The sequence below is a fragment of the Epilithonimonas sp. genome (assembly GCF_032054305.1).
In the GTDB taxonomy this organism is placed as follows: Bacteria; Bacteroidota; Bacteroidia; order Flavobacteriales; family Weeksellaceae; genus Epilithonimonas.
In genome coordinates, this window is record NZ_DAMBSX010000002.1 from 394,698 (window position 1) to 413,882 (window position 19,185).

The window sequence follows — 19,185 nt, forward strand, 5'->3', positions numbered from 1 at the left end:
TTCTTTTTTAATTGTTTTACTATGCAAATGTATAATGGATTAAACTCAGATAATACAATACAATTTTCATTTATATGTTCTATATTAACATTAACCAAATATTAATTAATAAAATAAGGTAATTTAAAACATATTAATTACTTTTGTTTTATGAAACCGCAACCATCTTAAAATAGCCAAAAATCAATTGGAAAATTGCGATAACATACGACCTTTAAAAGCAATAGAATCTACATATGAAACATTATAATCCTGTTTTAGAATCTGTAAGTCCTGATGTCGGCAGTAGTTTTACTTGTTTGAAATATTCGAGGAATGAAAATATCAAGACCAATTTTTGGCACTACCATCCGGAAATTGAATTGATATTTGTCTTCGGAGGTTCGGGAAAAAGACAGATTGGAAGTAATATTTCTTACTTCACCGACGGCGATTTGATTCTTATTGGGAGCGACCTTCCGCATTGTGGAATGACGAATGAAAACACCAAAAACGAGTATGAAGTCGTGATACAATTCTCGATGGATTTTCTGGGTTCTCAGTTTTGGAAAGCACCGGAAATGATGCGGATTTCAGCATTATTGGAAAAAGCAAAAAGCGGGATTGTCTATGGCGAAGAAGTCAAAAAAGCTCTGAAATCCAAAATCGATGCGTTGACACAAGCTTCATCTTTAACAAAGTTGATGATTTTGGTTGATATTTTGGATGAACTTTCCCAGACTCAAGATTACAAAATCCTAAATGCTTCAAAATATTATCTGCAAACTCAAAAAGAGGACAATGACCGAATCAGTGTGATTTTCAATTATGTGAAAGACCATTTCAAAGACCCAATTACGTTGGAAACCGTTGCGGAATTATCCAATATGACGGTGCCATCTTTTTGCCGATATTTCAAGAAAATCACAAATAAAACCTTTACGCAGTTTGTGAATGAATACCGAATAACGCATTCTCTAAAACTCCTGGCAGAACAGCCGATGAGCATCACGGAAGTTTGTTTTGACAGTGGATTTAACAACTTCAGTTACTTCAATAAAACTTTTAAAGAACATACGCAGAAAAGTCCGTCGCAGTATCGGAAGGAGTTTAGTAATATTTTAGCGTGATTTTATTTTTATCCCTTACGTATTTTGAGAAAAGGACAGCTTCTGAATTAAAAAATGGGTCTGGAGTAAAAATTACAGTATTTGAATCCAAAAATTGTAATTCTGATTGAGAAGAACTTTCTTCAAAATTTGTTTTTAATATTGAACCAAACAAATTCCATTTTCCAGAACTATTTGTTTCTACAAGCCCACCAAATGAATGAAGTTTAGTATCAATTTGAACAAATTCTTTCTGAAAGTTTAAATTCACTTCTATAAAACCTACTTTTTCAATTTTTTGATTATTAAACTCTACAGCCTTCCAATTACCTAAAATTGATTGTTCAATATTTTCATTTCTCGAGCTAAAAATTTTCTTTAAAAATTTAATCATAAATAATTTATTAAGAAATTACACTAAAGTAGCGCTCCATCTCCTCCATCGTTCCCAAACTAATCCTCGTCCACTTCCCTTTTTCCTCATACGTTTTCCCGCCCAGAATTTTTGCTTGTCTCAACTGTTTAAAATAATCACCTTTGTAATTTTCCAATGAGAAATAAACAAAATTGGCAGAAGAAGGAATGGTTCTGATGCCTTGTTTCTGGAATTCGGAGTTCGTGAAATCTTTTACTTTTTGATTATTATCCAAAACTTTGGTAATAAATTCCTTGTCATCCATCGCCGAAATCGCGCCAGCCATCGTCACAACACTGATTTCCGCGCCACTCCAACTTTGCAGTTTCTTCAGATTTTCAATCATTTTCGGATGTCCGATCGCATAACCTAATCTCGCGCCGGCAAATCCATAAAGTTTCGAAAATGTTCGTGTAACAACCAGATTTTTATGTTGAATGACCAAATCGCCCAAAGATTGTTGATTCGTAAATTCAATGTAAGCTTCATCCACCAAAATCGTGATATTGTCAGGAACAGATTTTATAAAATTCTCGATTTCTTGTCTGGAAAGCAAATCTCCGGTTGGATTATTCGGGTTGCAGATATAGATGAGTTTCGTACCTTTTCGGATGGATTGTTTCATCTTTTCCAAGTCGATTTTCTTTTTATCATTCAGCGGAATCACAGATTTTGACATTCCGAGAAACACAGCAATTGGTTCGAAAATCGTGAAAGACGGGTCAGGAATGATGATGTGACCTTTGTCCAGCGAGACATATTTGGTGATGAGTTCCAATAGAAAAGACGAACCTGCAGAAACCAAAATATTATCTTTCTTAAGTTGATTTTTCTCCGCCAACTTCTCACACAAAACATCTGCAAATTTGAAATCATACATCGAGGAAAGGCTCAGGTTTTTCTGCATCACTTCCAAAGCTTTCGGCGAAACACCAAACGGATTTTCGTTAAAACAAAGTCGGATGGTTTTTTCATCATTCTTCAGTTCCGAAAAATTGGGTGTGCTTTTCGCTAAAAAATCAAGTGGCGAAAGTGTCAGCCCAACACTTCCCAAGAAAGCCGTTTTCAGCCAATCTCTTCTGTTTATCGACATATCAATGGTTTATTTTTTTATAAAATTAATGTATTTTTTGAAAATCTTGATTCCATTCGAGAATTAATTGGAATTTTAAGTTTAAGTGGGCTTCGAGAGCCTCAGCCTGACAATACTTGATATTGCACAAATAAAATTCAGACTTGCCACACTGAGGTTCTCGAAGTATCTATAAATTAAAACTCCGTTCATCGGGAAAAATTGAAATTCCAACCGATAAAAATTCACTTTAATCGATTTTCATTTGAATTAGTTTTTATCAATTCTACTTTTGAATCAGAAATTAAAAACAATCAAAAATGTCTCTATTCACTCCGCTCATCTGGCTTTTAGCAATGTTACCCATCTTCATCCTCGCTTTCTTAAAATCCAAAAAAGGAAATTTGAAATTCCTTTTATTATTCGTCCTTATATTTTTAACTGACAATTATTTGCAGATATTCAGCAAGTTTTATTTGCCAGATTTCGGATTGAAATTTCCGTGGATCGGCAAACTTTCAAGTCTTATTTCAGCATTATTATTTATCTTTTTTGTCAATAAAAATGACAAAAAAGAAATTGGCTTTACAACTTCTATAAACTCAAAAACCCAACTGAAATACGGCGTTTTGATTTTCCTAGGATTCTTGATTTTCGATTTTATTTTCAAACTCATTCTATTCCAAAAAGGTGGCGAATTCGATCTGGAAACCTTTGCTTTTCAAGCTACAATGCCAGGTTTGACGGAAGAAATATTATTTCGAGGAATCTACTTATGGATTTTTGACAAAGTATTTTTACCAAAATGGAACTTCAAAGGAATTCAATTTGGTTGGGGATTTATAATCATTACATTGCTTTTTGGAGTTGCTCACGGAATCGTTTTGACAACAGATCATCAGTTCAAATTTGATATTATCACGATTGTTTATCTGACCTTGATCTCGTCTTTAAGTGTTGGGATTTTGAGAAAATTCTCTGGAAATTTGATTTATCCGATTCTGGGACACAATGTTATTAATGTGATGAACGCCATTATCAGAATTCTTTGATCTTATTTTAAAAATTCCAATCTCAAAAGCTTATTTTTGAAAATGCCTTTCAACAGAAGAAAAATGCAGACTAAACTTAACCAAAACGAAAATTTTTCCAATCAAGATATATTGCTGGAATTTGAGAAATTCTACAATAAAAGTCCGAAAATAATTTTCCATTTTTTGATGTGGCTGTTTTTTTCCTTCCTGCTTTTTTTATATTATCATCTGGAAATCCGACTGAATGTTTTCAACAGTTTCATAATGACGCTGAGAAGTTCTATAAATAATGCCGTAGTTTTTTATTTCTTTTTTTACATTTTTTCGCCATTCATTATCAGGAAAAATAATTATTTCCGCATTTGTATGTTTTTGTCAAGTGTTCCTGTCTGTATCTATATCTGGTTGATCGTTAATCATTACATTCTTTGCATTTATCAATTTTTGGGCTTTGAGATTGAGAATGGATTTCTGAAAAATATTATAAAAAACAATGCAGACCAGACGTTTTTTGAAGCGATACAATTCGAAACCGTCCTATCCAATTCAATGGTCGTGATCTATACATTGTCGCCATTTTTCTTTATTAAAATTTTATTCGAAATACTAAGGATTTATAACAAGACGACTGAATTACAACAGCAAAAACTGGAAGTAGAAATCCAGAATATCAACATCGAAAAAGACTTTCTGAAATCGCAACTGAATCCACATTTTCTCTTTAACACTTTAAATAATCTTTACGGATTGAGCGTCAAAAAAGATGATTCTGCACCAGAAGTGATTTTGAATCTTTCAGACATAATGAGTTATACTTTGTATGAATCTAATGCTGAAAAAGTGTCTTTGGAAAAAGAAATCGGCTTCATCAAAAATTATTTTGAGCTGGAGAAAATGCGTTATCCGAAAGATAAAAATATCCAATTGAACATTTCTGGAGAAGATGATGTTTCGGGACTTTATATTGCGCCTTTGATGACTTTTACTTTTATTGAAAACGCTTTCAAGTATGGCTTGAGAAGTTCTCAGAATCAGTTCATCAGACAAGAAATTGAAATCAAGAATAATACATTTTATTTTGTTCTGGAAAATGATATTGATAAGACAGAAACCCAAAAAGGATTTGGCGGAATCGGATTGGAAAATATCAAAAAAAGACTGCAACTACTCTACCCTAATCAACATATTCTGAATATCCAGACTTTGGAAAACAGTTTCAGAATTGAACTTAAAATTAATTTATAGAAATTACTAATTCTCGCTGATTTAGCAAATCAAGCAGATTCTAAATGTAAATCTGCAAAATCAAAATAATCTGCGAGAATCGATTTTCAACATACTTCTAAATTAACTAATTTGTAACGATGGAAAAATTACGTTGTATCGTATTGGATGACGAACCGATTGGACGCGAAATTATTGAAAATTTTGTCAAAGACATTCCGTTTTTGGAACTGACCGATTCTTTTGGTGATTCTGTGGAAGCACTGATGTTTCTGCAAAATCATTCGGTAGATATTGTTTTCAGCGATATTCAGATGCCGAAAATCAATGGTTTGGATTTGGTCAAGACTTTGGAAAATCCGCCAGTTATTATTTTCATTACAGCTCACAGAGATTTTGCTTTGGACGGATTCGAAACCGGAGCGACGGATTATCTCGTGAAACCTGTTCGATTTGACCGATTTCTGAAAGCTGTAAACAAAGCGAAAGATTATATTGATCTAAGACAAAATTCAACTGTTCACCAGGTTAATTCAGATAGGATTTTCATCAAATCTGATGGCAAACTCACGAAGATTCTTTTGGACGAAATTCTATATGTAGAAGCACAAGGCGATTATCTGAAAATCGTTATCAATAATGAATCTTATACCACCTTAGCCACTTTGAAATCAATGGATGAAGTGTTGACCTTACCTAAGTTTTTCCGAGTTCAAAGATCATTCATTGTCAATCTGGAAGCAATTAGAAGCCTCAACGGAAATATGGTTGAATTGACCAATGGAAAAAGTATTTCTATTGCGCTGAACAAGAAAGAGGAATTGTATCAGGTTTTGGGGATTAAATAAATAAAAGCCTTAAATAATTTGAAGGATTAATGTTTTTATTAATTAGTAACGGATACCACTTTATAAGAACTCAACTTCCCCAATTTATCAGCATATCTAACCACAACAGTTGTCAGTTTTTTTCCGTTCAAAAATGTAGAAACGGCTTTGGTATTAATTTCCGGAGAAACAATTTCTGTTTGCCAATCATTCCCATATTTTAGATAAATCACATAAGACAAAGCACCATTATTTTTTGTCCAATTAATCGTTACAATATTGCCTTGTTTTTTTAAATCTACATTGAGTTCTGATAATGGTTTTGAAGTCAGCCAAGTTGTTTCCGGAATGAGAACTTTATCTTTGTAAGAATTGTTCTTCAACTCCTGTTGCATCTCATAGTTTTTACTGATTCCTGCGATGCTGTAATGGACTACTCCAGTATTTTTTTTAAGAATCTGTCTTGTCAAGTCTATTTCCTTAGCAATTTCTGTAGCTTTATTGGAAGCTTTGACAGCAACAGTATTTAAACCTGGCCAAAGATGGCGAGCTTTTGTATTCTCATCGTTCCACCATTGTAAAAGAAGCGGAAAACTTTGTCCGGGCGAATCGACAGGCCAATACAACTGAGGTGTGAAATAATCTACCCAACCTTGGTTCAGCCATAATTTGGCATCAGCATACAATTCATCATATTGAGAAGAACCTTTGATTCCCGCAGGAAAACCAGGTTTCCAGATTCCAAAAGGACTGATCCCGAATTTAACATCATTTTTCTGAGCTTTGATTTCGTCATAGATTCGCTTCACGAATTTGTTTACGTTTCCACGTCTCCAATCCGCTCTGGAAAGTGTTCCACCAGATAGCTGATAAACTGACCAGGTTTTATAATCAGGAAAATCCTTTCCACCATTATATTCGGCATAAGGATAGAAATAATCATCCAGATGGATTCCATCAACATCATATCTGGAAATGATATCTTTGATAACTTTTGAAGCCTGATCCTGCGTTCGGTCATCTGCAGGATCAAACCAATACATTCCGTTTTTCAGCTTAATAATATTATCCGGCGACTTTTTCACCATAGATTCTGATGTGATTTGTCCACCGTTGGAATGATGTGCACGGAATGGATTAAGCCAAGCATGAAACTCTAAACCATGTTTATGACATTCTTCAATCCAAAACTCCAAAGGGTCATATTCCGGATAAGGCGCTTGACCAATTTGTCCGGTTAAGAAATAAGACCAAGGCTCGTGCGGACTTTTGTACAAAGCATCTGCAGAAGGACGAACTTGCAAGATCACAGCATTAAAATTGAGGTCAGCTAAAAGATTTAGTAATTGTATTGCCTCTTGTTTTTGTTGGTCAACAGAAAGATTATTTCTCGAAGGCCAATTGATATTGGCAACCGAAGCAATCCAAACAGCTCGGAACTCCCTTTTGATTTCAGGCAACTCGATGTTATCTAATTTGACAACAGGTTTTGGCGGAAGCTTGACTTCTGTCTTTACAACAGGTTTTTTAACAATAGTTTTCTTGGTTTTCGTTGCACAAGAAACCATGAAAACTGACAGCAATAATATTTGGAAAAATGATAATCTGAAACGCATAGTTTGCAAAACTAAACGATAATATCAGAAATACAAAAAAGCATCCTATTATTTGGATGCTTTTATAATTTGTTAACTTTTCTATTCAAAAATAATGGTCTTGTTTCCATCAATAAAAACTTTGTCTTCAAAAACTAATTTCAGTGCATTTGCCAGAACAATTCGTTCAACATCTTTTCCCATTTTCGCCAAATCTTTAGCTGTTTTGGAATGGCTGACTTTGATAATGTCCTGATAAATAATCGGACCTTCGTCCAAATCGTTTGTTACAAAATGTGCCGTTGCTCCGATGATTTTAACACCTCTTTCGAAAGCTTGTTTATAAGGATTTGCGCCGATAAAAGCCGGTAAAAATGAATGATGAATATTGATGATTTTACCTTCAAAATCTTTCACAAAATCCGGAGAAAGGATTCTCATAAACTTTGCCAGAACAAGATAATCGTAGTTGTATTCTTGAAGAACCGATTTGATTTTTTCTTCGTGTTCTTCTCTCGTAATATTTTCTGCAGGAATATGAATAAAAGGAATATTGAATTTTTCCGTCAATTCTCTCAGATTTTCATAATTCCCAACAACAGCAAGAATATTAAAATTAAGGTCTTTAAACTGATTTCTTATCAGTAAATCCGCTAAACAATGATGTTCTTTGGTTACTAAAATAACCACATTTTTGGATTCATTTTGACTTAATTCTATGGAGCAATCACCTAATTGTTTTTTGAGTTGTTCAATCACTTTTTCAGGTTCAGCGATTCCTGAAACTTCGGTTCGCATAAAGAACAGAGCTTTTTCATTATCCACGAATTCGTCATTCTTGATAATATTAAGTCCATTCTCCAAAAGGATTTCAGAGATTCTGTAAACCAGACCTTTTTCGTCTTTACAGGTGATTTTTATGGTAAATTGTTTCATCTTGGTTTTTTGTTTTAAATTCAAAAAAGCCTTCAAAATATGAAGGCTTTTAAATTTATGAAGATTAAGCTTTAGCTTGTCTTTCCAATCTTTTTCTATCTTCTTCAGAAAGGATTTTCTTTCTCATACGGATGAAGTTTGGTGTAACTTCTATCGCTTCGTCAGCTTGGATATATTCCATACATTCCTCCAAAGAGAACAAGATTTTTGGTGCGACACCAGTATCTTTATCTTTTCCGGCTGCACGCATATTGTTCAACTGTTTAGCTTCTACAATATTTACAACTAGATCACCCGGCTTATTCTGCTCACCGATGATCATACCTGTGTAGATTTCCTCACCCGGATCAACGAAGAACTTACCTCTATCTTGTAGTTTGTTGATAGAATATTCTGTAGCCGGGCCTGTTCCTTTACTTACTAACACACCATTGTTTCTTCCAGGAATGGCACCTTTGAAAGGCTTGTATTCTGTGAAACGGTGTGCCATGATAGCTTCACCAGCAGTTGCAGTCAACATCTGAGAACGCAATCCGATTAGACCTCTTGAAGGAATTTCGAATTCCATATGCTGCATCTCACCTTTAGTTTCCATAATGTGAAGGTCACCTTTTCTTTGAGTTGCCAAATCGATAACTCTAGAAGCAAATTCTTCCGGAACGTCAACTACCAAAGATTCATAAGGCTCCAATTTTTGACCACTTTCATCTTCTTTCAAGATAACTTGTGGCTGACCAATTGTCATTTCATACCCTTCTCTTCTCATCGTTTCAATCAAAACTGACAAGTGAAGAATACCTCTACCAAAAACCAAGAAAGTGTTTGCATCGTCAGTCTGCTGAACTCTCAATGCTAAGTTTTTTTCTAATTCCTTAGTTAATCTTTCTTTTAGGTGGTTTGAAGTTACATATTTACCGTCTTTACCAAAGAAAGGCGAGTTGTTGATAGAGAACGTCATATTCAACGTTGGCTCATCAATCGCTGTTCTTTCCAACGGTTCAGGATTTTCCAGGTCAACGAAAGAGTCTCCAATCTGGAACGCATCAAAACCTACTACAGCACAGATATCTCCTGCTTGTACTTCAGTTACTTTTTTCTTTCCAAGACCTTCGAAAACGTAAAGCTCTTTTACTTTTCCTTTCACAATTTTTCCGTCTGCCTGAGCAAGACCAATCCATTGAGATTCTTTAACCTCACCTCTTGTTACTTTTCCGATTGCAATTCTTCCTAAGAAGGAAGAGAAATCTAATGAAGTGATCTGCATCTGAAGGTTACCTTCAGTTACTTTCGGTTCCGGAACGTATTGTAAAATCCCGTCTAATAATGGGAAAATATTATCAGTTTCTTCTAACGAAGTGTTGAACCAACCTTGTTTAGATGAACCGTAGAATGTTGGGAAATCCAACTGCTCTTCAGTAGCATCCAAGTTGAAGAACAAGTCAAAAACCTGGTCGTGAACTTCGTCCGGACGACAGTTTGGCTTATCAACCTTATTGATAACAACCAATGGTCTCAATCCCAGTTCCAAAGCTTTTTGAAGTACAAATCTTGTCTGTGGCATCGGTCCTTCGAACGCATCTACCAACAAGATTACACCGTCAGCCATTTTGAGAACCCTTTCTACCTCACCACCAAAATCGGCGTGACCAGGGGTATCAATTACATTGATTTTTGTGTCTTTGTAATTTACAGAGATGTTTTTTGAAAGAATCGTAATTCCCCTTTCTCTTTCCAAATCGTTGTTATCCATAATCAACTCACCACTCTCCTGATTCTCTCTGAAGATGTTGGTTGCGTGAATAATCTTATCAACCAAAGTCGTTTTTCCGTGGTCAACGTGTGCGATAATCGCTATATTTCTAATGTTTTGCATATCCATTTTTTACGCGTGCAAATGTAGTGAAATTTTATGGGATGATGAACTTAGATTCAATTATTTTTAAAAATATGGCTAAATAATTAACATCTAATTAAAGCTTTGTTAATCAGTGAATTAATTTAGACGCTTTTCAGAATTTCTTTTCCATTAATGGATTGTGTGAAAATCAGGTAATGATTTCCGCCGTCATTCAGTTTATATTTTTTCTTGATTTCTTCTGGTTTCAAAGGGTAATTTTTAGAAACAATATTATACTTATCTCCTTTTTTCAAATCTTTAGAATCAATTATTTCGATTTCTAATACTCTTCCAGGAAAGTTTTTAACTTTATTTTCCGAAGTATAGAAATGTGTATTCGGATGTAGTTTTTTCAAACCGAACTGTTCTGAAATAATATTAAATGCACCAGCTTTCAGAATTGAGTTATTTGGAATATAAAGGAAATTCAAGCTTTCTGAAAATTCTGATTTTGCTGATTTTTCATCATTGAAATTGAATAAAAACTCAGGTTCGTCAGATTCAAGATTTACACAACGAATCTCAATATCTTTATTCTTTGTTCTTTGTTCTTTATTCTCAATAATTAAAATCAATTCTTTCACTTCATTTCTAACTGCAATAATTTGAATTTCACTAATGTTTTTCAATTCTGAAATCAAATATGAAATATCAATCAACGGTGATAATTTGACAATGATTTTATCTGAAATCGAATGTAATTGTTCTTTTATTTCTAAGAGATTTGGAGAAAGGTCTTCAAGAAGGAATTTCTTTTTGTTTTGCTGGTCTCTTCTTGCCGGATCAAGATAAACGATATCGAAAATTTTTCCATTGTCAATCTGAGCTTGTCGAAGATTCTCAAGAAACTCTTCAAGATGTTCATTAATGAAATTGGCTTTTCTTTCTAAAGTTTTCCAATTACTTTCAACGATTGAAATCAATTCTGGATTTTGTTCAACTAAAGTAACTTCATCAAAATTTTTAGATAAAAAATAAGCGTCAATCCCAAATCCACAAGTCAAATCGAGAAAAGATTTTCCTTTAAGATTTTGAGCTTTATATTCTGCAGTTGATTGCGATGAAGCTTGTTCAAGATTGAGATTTGGAGGAAAGATAATTCCTTCTTTTGTCAAGAATGGAAACTTCTTTTCAGCTGTTTTTCTGCCTTTGATCTGTTGTACGATTTCTTGCATCGACACATTATCAAATGGCGATTTTTTCAATAATAACTTAGTTAGATCAGAATTGAGATTTTGATTGATATAATCTTGAATATCAGAATTAATTAATTTTGAAAAATCCATTAAGTATTATTAAACTGATTTCATATTATCGCCGTCTTTTGAATGCAATCTTCTAAAAACAAATCCTGAAAGTATAGTAAGAAAACCTACAACCAGAAACGTATATCGAAACGCATTATGTGTCTCATTATGGATAAAAGAAGTGTCACCTTCGAACAATTTCAGAACAATCAATCCGAAAGAAACGCCAAATCCAACTGCAAATTGCTGATTAACAGAAACCAATGAATTCCCGCTACTGGTGTGATAGGTTCTGAGGTCAGCAATGGAAATGGTGTTCATTGATGTGAATTGAATCGAATTGAAAAATCCCATAACCAAGAGAATAGGAACAAACCAGTAAATCGAACTATTGACATCCGGAATCGCCAGACAACAAATCAAAATACCAATGATAAACGTATTGGTCATCAAAGTTTTACGATAACCAAATCTATCCAATATCCCGATAACAAAAGATTTTCCAAACATTGCCGTGAGAGCCATTGGTGCTACAATCCAACCTGATGTAAGAGCCGATCGGCCATATGACATCTGAATCATCAGCGGGACCAAAAGCGGGATGGAACTGATGCCCAACCTTGTCGCCAGATTACCTAAAATCCCAACTCTGAATGTGCGAACCTGAAAAAGATTAAGCGGAAAAATGGGATTATTATCAGTTTTAGCGTGTTTGTAATAATAAAACAGCATCAGAAAGCCTAACATCAAAATCAATAAAATCGGGGTAATATTTTTAGTATTCCCCAGCAATTCCAATGAAATGGAAAGCAAAAGAGAAGCTGCTGCAAATATCAGGAAGCCTTTTAAATCGAAATCGATAACGGGAGATTTGTAATTGGGCATACATCTGAGACTCAGCAATATTCCTAAAATTCCGATTGGAATATTGATTAAAAAAATCCAGTGCCAGGAAAGGTAATCCACAATATAGCCACCAATCACAGGTCCGAGAATTGGCCCTATCAATGCAGGAACAATAGCATAATTCATCGCCTTCAGCAATTCACTTTTGTCAAAAGTTTTAATCAATGCCAGTTTTCCCACGGGCGTCATCAAACTACCACCAACACCCTGAATAACCCTTGAAATAACCAATTGAGTGAGGTTTTGAGACAATGAACAAAATAATGAGCCAAGAGAAAATAAAATCAATGATGTGATAAATATCTTTTTTGTCCCGAATTTATCTGCCAAAAAACCGCTTACAGGCATAAACAATGCTAAAGTTAAGACATAACTCACAATCGCATTTTGCATATTGAGCGGCGATTCCTGCAAATCCCGCGCAATTGAAGGTAAAGATGTATTGAGAATTGTAGAATCCAGCATCTGCATAAATATGGCTGTTGCCAAGATAAATGGCAATATCTTTTTGACTGAATCCTTAGTATTAATCTCGCTCATAATTTCAAAATAAAAAATCCGCTTTTAGCGGACCTAAATCTATACCAAAGGCTCTTGTTGGCTTAAACAATGGAAACTTCCCAATCCCCAAATAATATCAGTAGAATCTATTCCAACCACTTCCCTGTCAGGAAAACATTTTTGAATAATTTCCAATGCTTCTTCATCTTTATCACATCTGTAAGTCGGTACAATTACCGATTTGTTAGCGATATAAAAATTAGCGTAAGAAGCTGGCAATCTTTGTCCATCATAGTAAACTGGGTCTGGCATTGGCAATTGGATGATATTCAGTTTTTCACCATTCAGCAAAGTCATTTCTTCCAATTGACGAAGATTGGTTTGAAGAATTTCATAATTATCATCTTCGGGATTATCTTCGATGACAGTGAGAACGGTATTTTCATTCACGAAACGGATAGTATCATCAACGTGACCGTCTGTATCATCACCAACAATGCCGTCATCTACCCAAAGAACTTGTTTTTGTCCATAATATTTTTTCAAAAACTCTTCCACTTCTTCCTGAGAAAGATGCGGATTTCTGTTTTTATTGAGCAAACAAGATTTTGAAGTCAAAACCGTTCCGGCACCGTTGAACTCAACAGAACCGCCTTCCATAATAATTCCGGGATAAAGAACCGGAAGTCCTTTTTCTTCAGCAATCTTGGTCGGAATCACATCATCCAGTTCGAATGGCGGATATTTTCCTCCCCATGCATTGAAACCCCAATCTACAACTATCTTCTGAGGTTCTTCTCCGTTTTTATTGACTAAAAACGCCGGTCCGTGGTCTCTGCACCAGGCATCGTTGGTCTCATTAAAATAAAATTCGACTTTAGAAATATCTGATCCGGCTTTGGAAATATATTCCATTGCAAAAGCCTGCATCTCTTGGTCTTTGACATTGATGCAAACAAACTCACCTTTCGTCAATTCAGCAATGAATTGCGCATAAGCAGGATAAATCAAATCAATTCTTTCGGGCCAGGATTCTTCTTTATGAGGCCATGAAAGCCAGGTTGCCTCGTGTTCTTCCCATTCTGCGGGGAAAGTGTATCCATTTTCTAACGGATTAAAATCTTTATCTATAACCATTAATCCTCGTCTATAAAACGTTTCGTAATCGGCGAATAAGTTTCAATTCTTCTGTCTCTCAAGAATGGCCAGTGCTTTCTCATATAATCGGTTTGAGCAAGGTCAACTTCTGTTACCACAACTTCTTCCTTATCGTGAGAACCTAGATATAACAGCTTTCCTTGAGCATTGGTCACAAAACTTCCGCCCCAGAATTTCATTGCACCATCTTGTTCAAAACCTACTCTATTTACAGAAACTACAGGAACTCCGTTTGCAACTGCGTGAGAACGCTGGATGGTTTGCCAAGCATTATACTGGTCTTGATTAGTTTCTTCATCCTGATCTGTTGCCCAGCCAATAGCTGTTGGATAGAACATGATATCTGCGCCCATCAAAGCAGTGATTCTGGAAGCTTCCGGATACCATTGGTCCCAACAAATCAAAACTCCGATTCGACCGAATTTTGTATCAAAATTTTTGTAACCTAAATCGCCTGGTGTAAAATAGAATTTCTCATAAAAAGCAGGATCATCCGGAATGTGCATTTTACGGTATTTTCCAAGATAAGTTCCGTCTGCATCAATAACAGCCGTTGTATTATGATAGAGACCTTGTGCTCTTTTTTCGAATAACGAAGCAATAATCACAACGCCCAAAGCCTTTGCAACTTCTGATAACGAAGCTGTAGACGGACCAGGAATTGGTTCCGCTAAATCAAAATTGTCATAATCTTCTACATCGCAAAAATACAATGATGTAAAAAGTTCCTGTAAACAAACAATTTGAGCACCTTTAGCAGCTGCTTCTTTTATCTTTTCAATGGCTTTATTCAGGTTTGATTGCTTATCTGCAACACAAGACATCTGAACTGTTCCGATCTTAACTTTTGACATTTTCTAAAAAATTTTTACAAAAATACTAAGATTCTAGGGAATCAAAAATTCAACCAAAAGATTTTTAGATTAATATTTCTAAAAATTAATTTAATCATCCATACTTTCTATGATTTAAAACTGTTAAAATCATCAATAAATTCTACCTTTGCACCAAATTAAAATGCAATAGAATTATGATGAATTATCATACCAGAAAATGGATAAAACCAGAAGACCTTAATCCGAATCATTCACTTTTTGGAGGAAGACTTTTGCAATGGATTGATGAAGAAGCGGCACTTTATGCGATTATTCAGCTAGAAAATTCAAGGGCTGTGACAAAGTACATTTCTGAGATCAACTTCGTGAGTTCTGCCAAGCAAGGCGATATTATCGAAATAGGAATTGAAGCGGTGGAATTTGGTAGAACCTCTTTGACACTAAGATGCGAGGTAAGAAATAAAATGACACATCAGAAAATTATTACTATTGATAAATTAGTTTTTGTAGCTCTTGGTGAAGATGGATTACCAAAACCCCACGGAAAAACAAAAATCGAATATGTTGAGGATCGGCTATATGTTAAAAATACAAATCCAGAATTATAATAGAATCTAAATAAGATTCTATTTTTTTGTCCAATAATTCAGCAAAATCGAATTATCTCTTCCAAAAATTTTAATTAAATTCGTAGACTTTAAAATTTATAAATGAAAAAAATTCTCTTATCAGCTTTTGCATTGTCAACAGTAATGGCATTTGCACAGCAATACGGAGGAATGTGGATTCCGACAGAAGTCAATGAAAAGGAAATGAAGGAACTGGGCATGAAGATTTCTGCAAAAGATATCTTCGACCCTTCTAAAGCAAGTATAAAAGATGCCGTTGTTCAGTTTGATGGTGGTTGTACAGCGGAAATCATTTCGGGAAAGGGATTGTTATTGACCAACCATCATTGTGGTTATGATAACATCCAATCACACTCTACTGTAGAAAATGACCTATTGACCAACGGGTTCTGGGCAAAAGACATGAATGGAGAATTACCAAATCCTGGAGTAACAGTGGATTTCATCACTGACATCAAAGAAGTTACAAAAGACATTCTTGCAGGAACTGAAAGTCTAACAGGAAAAGATCTGGATGCTAAAATCAAACAAAATACGGATTCTTATATTGCCTCTCAGAAAACTGAAAGTTATCAGAAAATCTCTGTAAGGTCAATGTATTATGGGAATAAGTATTATGCTTATGTCATAGAAACATATAAAGATATCAGATTAGTCGGTGCACCACCTTCAGCTATTGGAAAATATGGTTCTGATACGGACAATTGGGTTTGGCCAAGACATACAGGGGATTTTTCTATGTTCAGAATCTACGCCGATAAGAATAACAAACCTGCAGAATATTCCAAAGATAACATTCCTTACACACCAAAACATTTCTTACCAATTTCTCTCAAAGACAAAAAAGAGGACGACTTCACATTTGTTTTTGGATTCCCCGGAAGAACTACAGAATATCTTCCTGCGATTGCCGTAGAAAAGATTATGCTGGAAACAGACCCGGCAATGATTGCAGTACGTGATGTTGCCCTGAAGACCTTGGATGAAAAAATGCGAACTAATGCTGCAACCAAAATACAATATGCCTCCAAATACGCAAGAATTGCCAATTATTGGAAAAAGTGGATTGGTGAAGTAGAAGGTCTGAAAAAGTCCAATGCCGTAGAGAAAAAGAAACAATACGAACAGACGCTGATTTCAAAAAATCCCGCCATTAAAACCACAATAGATGGTTTGAATCAAAAATATAATGAGCAAGCGCCTTACAATCTTCATAGAGCTTATTATTCTGAGGTTGTAAGAAATTCTGAAACTTTTACTTTGGCTGGTATTTATTCAAATTATATCAAAGCATACGAAGAGGGTAAAATGGATGCAAAATCTTTGGAATCTTTAAAAACAAGACTTTCTGAGGTTTACAAAGATTACGATGCAGAACTGGACGCAAAAGTAACAGCAAAGATTCTGGCTCTTTATGCGAATAAAACTCCTAACCAGTTTTTACCTAAGGATTTTGATTTATTCAGAGATGTGAATAAAAACCTTGGCATGCTAGGAACTGTTTCTAAAATCTCCATCATTACTGGAAGAGGTGATTTGAATGGTGCAAAAATCACAGATATCAATAAAACTTTCGAAGATCAAAAAACTTTGGTTGAAAATCTTAAAAAAGACCCCTTTGTTCAAATGTTTGGAACTTTCAAAAGTTCTTATCTAGAAACAACTGATGGAAAAGTAACCTCACTCCAAGCTGACATTGATGCTTTGCAAAAGAAATTCATGGCGCAGCAAATGGAAACAGACAAGGAAAGAAAATTCTTTCCAGATGCCAATTCTACGCTTCGTGTGACTTATGGAAAAGTAAAAGGGTCTAATCCAAGAGATGCAGTAACTTATGGTTATCAAACGCATCTTGCCGGAGTTTTGGAAAAATACATTCCGGGAGATTATGAATTTGATTTGCCAAAGAAATTGATAAACCTTTATAATACAAAAGATTATGGAATCTACAAAGACAAAACGGGAGATGTTCCCGTAAACTTTACAGCGACCAACCATACCACTGGAGGAAACTCAGGAAGTCCAGCTTTGGATGCTTACGGAAACCTGATCGGTCTTAACTTCGACAGACAGTGGGAAGGAACGATGAGTGATATCAATTATGACCCGAAACTTTGTAGAAATATCATGGTCGATACAAAGTATATCCTTTTCGTCATTGATAAATATGCGGATGCGAAATGGCTGCTGAACGAAATGAAAATTGTGAAGTAATTAAAATTTTAACCAAATACTGCTTTGCCAAAGATTCCCGTCTTTGGCAAAGTTTTTTAGGATGAAAGAATTACGAAATTTGAATTGGAAATAATTCTCTTGGACTTCCCTAAAATCTATTTTTCACAATCGCATTTTTGTCTTCTGTGACGTTTGAACTCGTTATCCCAGAACGGATAGAGTTTGATCGCCAGATAAAATGCTGCTGCATGAAGCTGTTTATGTTTGAAGAACATTGGAAAAAGATTTTCACTTCCTAATATTACCGGACCTAACCTCAAGTAACCTCCGAAATACAGATGTTTATATTCTGACAACGATGTAGAAACGCCATAACCAATCGCTTCTTTTTGGACAGAATAATTGGCATTGATCAAATTATTGCGCTTCACCGAATTCTTGAAAACTGGAATTCTCTGGATCCAATTGAAATTGATGAAATGATTCTTCTTGATCCGTTGGCTGTAATTGGCATTTAGGCTTGTAGGCAAACCAATCTTGAAACCATTCCCCGCAAAGGAAGCATTCTCATCGCCATAAGCTTCCTTACTTATTTTCCTGAGGTAATCTTCTGGACTCTCGAAGTCTTCGTCTTTGAAAACGGGATTATTTTGTAACCAGATCGTATTTCCATTTCTGAAAATATGATTCGCTCCATTTTTGAAATTTACAGAACCTATATCCAAAACATTGAGAGAGAATTTGGAATTATATTCATCTTCTCTTTTGTCTTTATCCATCATCGTGATCCCGATATCCAAACCTAGACCTGATCCATTTTGTTTGTATTCATATCTATTATTCTCGAAATCATAATTGGTGATATAGCTCAAAGATACATCGTAGTTAGAGGCATAGATATTCATATAATCCGGATCATCTGTAGGTGCAGGTTCTGTAGCTGATAAATCGATATCCTTATTACTAATGACATTGCCCGCATCCAGACCAATCTCGTATTTCAGATTAACTCCGAGAATCCAATGCTTATCGGAATAGGGAAATATTTCGGTAGCAGCATTCAGTCCAATCTCGTTCCAGCTCATAACAGCAGAGGAGAAAGGGTTCATTTTATAGTCCTCTGGCTGTGGAATCATCTCGTTTCCAAATCGGAAATAATTGTCCAACTTCAAAACCGAACCTTGCGCTCTCATACGACTGAACAATCCGAAAACATATTTTTTTTCTTTTATATTGGCGGTCATAGAAAAAGAAGGTCCCATAATATCGGTGTTCATCAAAAGGTCAGCTCTTTCTTTGTTATAGAAATCAAAAATATTAGGCTGGCTTTCGCCTCTAATATTCTTTTTGGGATTTGCCACTTTAATTTCAGCATTCAGCAAGCCCAAAACATTTTGTTTGGAAATGTAGGCATAATCATTTTGTAAAAGTATATCGGCAGAAATAAGATTGACATCCCAGGGATTTGAATTAAGGAAAGGTTGTGTGGGAGAAAGAACAGCAGAATTGATACCACTATAGTTATCGTGGGAAAAAGTAAAATTATTCTGTGCTGTAATTTTTACATAGCAGAAAATCAATATACACAAACAGAATAGTTTCAACATTTGAGATTTAAATAAATAACAAACTAATTTATACCGAA

The 19,185-nt window shown here is 35.0% G+C and carries 16 protein-coding genes; 6 read left to right on the top strand and 10 right to left on the bottom strand.

Features of this window, described 5'->3' with window-relative positions:
- Positions 1-236: 236 nt before the first annotated feature.
- Positions 237-1,109: an AraC family transcriptional regulator gene (locus RTX21_RS05775; RefSeq protein WP_312765918.1), complete on the top strand. Its 873-nt coding sequence runs from the start codon at positions 237-239 to the stop codon at positions 1,107-1,109.
- Here the strand turns inward: RTX21_RS05775 and RTX21_RS05780 are convergent.
- Together RTX21_RS05780 and RTX21_RS05785 are read right to left on the bottom strand one after the other, a co-directional pair.
- Positions 1,090-1,482, bottom strand: coding sequence for a hypothetical protein (locus RTX21_RS05780; protein ID WP_312765919.1), 393 nt, complete (start codon positions 1,480-1,482; stop codon positions 1,090-1,092). The genes RTX21_RS05775 and RTX21_RS05780 overlap by 20 nt on opposite strands.
- 10 nt (positions 1,483-1,492) lie before the next feature.
- On the bottom strand, positions 1,493-2,596 hold the full coding sequence (locus RTX21_RS05785) for a histidinol-phosphate transaminase (protein WP_312765920.1): 1,104 nt from the start codon (positions 2,594-2,596) through the stop codon (positions 1,493-1,495).
- Positions 2,597-2,895: 299 nt separating this feature from the next.
- Between RTX21_RS05785 and RTX21_RS05790 the strand changes: the two genes are divergently transcribed.
- The 3 genes from RTX21_RS05790 to RTX21_RS05800 all read left to right on the top strand — a co-directional run bounded on the left by RTX21_RS05790 (position 2,896) and on the right by RTX21_RS05800 (position 5,681).
- The gene (locus tag RTX21_RS05790; RefSeq protein ID WP_312765921.1) at positions 2,896-3,627 is read left to right on the top strand and encodes a CPBP family intramembrane glutamic endopeptidase; all 732 of its coding nucleotides are present in this window, start codon (positions 2,896-2,898) and stop codon (positions 3,625-3,627) included.
- 63 nt (positions 3,628-3,690) lie between these two features.
- The gene (locus tag RTX21_RS05795) at positions 3,691-4,854 is read left to right on the top strand and encodes a sensor histidine kinase (protein WP_312765922.1); all 1,164 of its coding nucleotides are present in this window, start codon (positions 3,691-3,693) and stop codon (positions 4,852-4,854) included.
- A gap of 119 nt (positions 4,855-4,973) precedes the next feature.
- Positions 4,974-5,681 (top strand): LytTR family DNA-binding domain-containing protein, encoded by a 708-nt coding sequence (locus RTX21_RS05800; protein WP_312765923.1) that lies wholly within the window; start codon positions 4,974-4,976, stop codon positions 5,679-5,681.
- A 38-nt stretch (positions 5,682-5,719) separates the two neighbouring features.
- Here RTX21_RS05800 and RTX21_RS05805 read toward each other — a convergent pair whose 3' ends face one another.
- The 7 genes from RTX21_RS05805 to RTX21_RS05835 form a co-directional block, all read right to left on the bottom strand.
- A complete protein-coding gene (locus RTX21_RS05805; protein ID WP_312765925.1) occupies positions 5,720-7,276 on the bottom strand; it encodes a family 10 glycosylhydrolase in 1,557 nt (518 codons plus the stop codon).
- An 81-nt stretch (positions 7,277-7,357) separates the two neighbouring features.
- Complete coding sequence (gene purU / locus RTX21_RS05810) at positions 7,358-8,191, bottom strand: formyltetrahydrofolate deformylase (RefSeq protein WP_312765927.1); 834 nt, start codon at positions 8,189-8,191, stop codon at positions 7,358-7,360.
- Positions 8,192-8,255: 64 nt separating this feature from the next.
- The gene (gene typA / locus RTX21_RS05815; RefSeq protein ID WP_312765929.1) at positions 8,256-10,064 is read right to left on the bottom strand and encodes a translational GTPase TypA; all 1,809 of its coding nucleotides are present in this window, start codon (positions 10,062-10,064) and stop codon (positions 8,256-8,258) included.
- Positions 10,065-10,189: 125 nt separating this feature from the next.
- Positions 10,190-11,374 (bottom strand): class I SAM-dependent methyltransferase, encoded by a 1,185-nt coding sequence (locus RTX21_RS05820; RefSeq protein WP_312765931.1) that lies wholly within the window; start codon positions 11,372-11,374, stop codon positions 10,190-10,192.
- A gap of 9 nt (positions 11,375-11,383) precedes the next feature.
- Positions 11,384-12,781, bottom strand: a complete 1,398-nt coding sequence (locus RTX21_RS05825; RefSeq protein WP_312765933.1) for an MFS transporter — start codon at positions 12,779-12,781, stop codon at positions 11,384-11,386.
- Between the two features lie 39 nt (positions 12,782-12,820).
- Positions 12,821-13,879, bottom strand: coding sequence for an agmatine deiminase family protein (locus tag RTX21_RS05830; RefSeq protein ID WP_312765934.1), 1,059 nt, complete (start codon positions 13,877-13,879; stop codon positions 12,821-12,823).
- The gene (locus RTX21_RS05835; RefSeq protein ID WP_312765935.1) at positions 13,879-14,754 is read right to left on the bottom strand and encodes a carbon-nitrogen hydrolase; all 876 of its coding nucleotides are present in this window, start codon (positions 14,752-14,754) and stop codon (positions 13,879-13,881) included. The genes RTX21_RS05830 and RTX21_RS05835 overlap by 1 nt, the downstream gene beginning before the upstream one ends.
- 179 nt (positions 14,755-14,933) lie before the next feature.
- Between RTX21_RS05835 and RTX21_RS05840 the strand changes: the two genes are divergently transcribed.
- Positions 14,934-15,344 carry an acyl-CoA thioesterase gene (locus RTX21_RS05840; RefSeq protein ID WP_074235599.1) on the top strand — a complete coding sequence of 137 codons (411 nt, stop codon included), beginning with the start codon at positions 14,934-14,936 and terminating at the stop codon, positions 15,342-15,344.
- Positions 15,345-15,446: 102 nt separating this feature from the next.
- Complete coding sequence (locus RTX21_RS05845; protein ID WP_312765936.1) at positions 15,447-17,579, top strand: S46 family peptidase; 2,133 nt, start codon at positions 15,447-15,449, stop codon at positions 17,577-17,579.
- A 116-nt stretch (positions 17,580-17,695) separates the two neighbouring features.
- On the opposite strand, the gene RTX21_RS05850 is transcribed toward RTX21_RS05845, so the two are convergent.
- Positions 17,696-19,147 carry a DUF5723 family protein gene (locus RTX21_RS05850; protein ID WP_312765937.1) on the bottom strand — a complete coding sequence of 484 codons (1,452 nt, stop codon included), beginning with the start codon at positions 19,145-19,147 and terminating at the stop codon, positions 17,696-17,698.
- Positions 19,148-19,185: the final 38 nt, after the last annotated feature.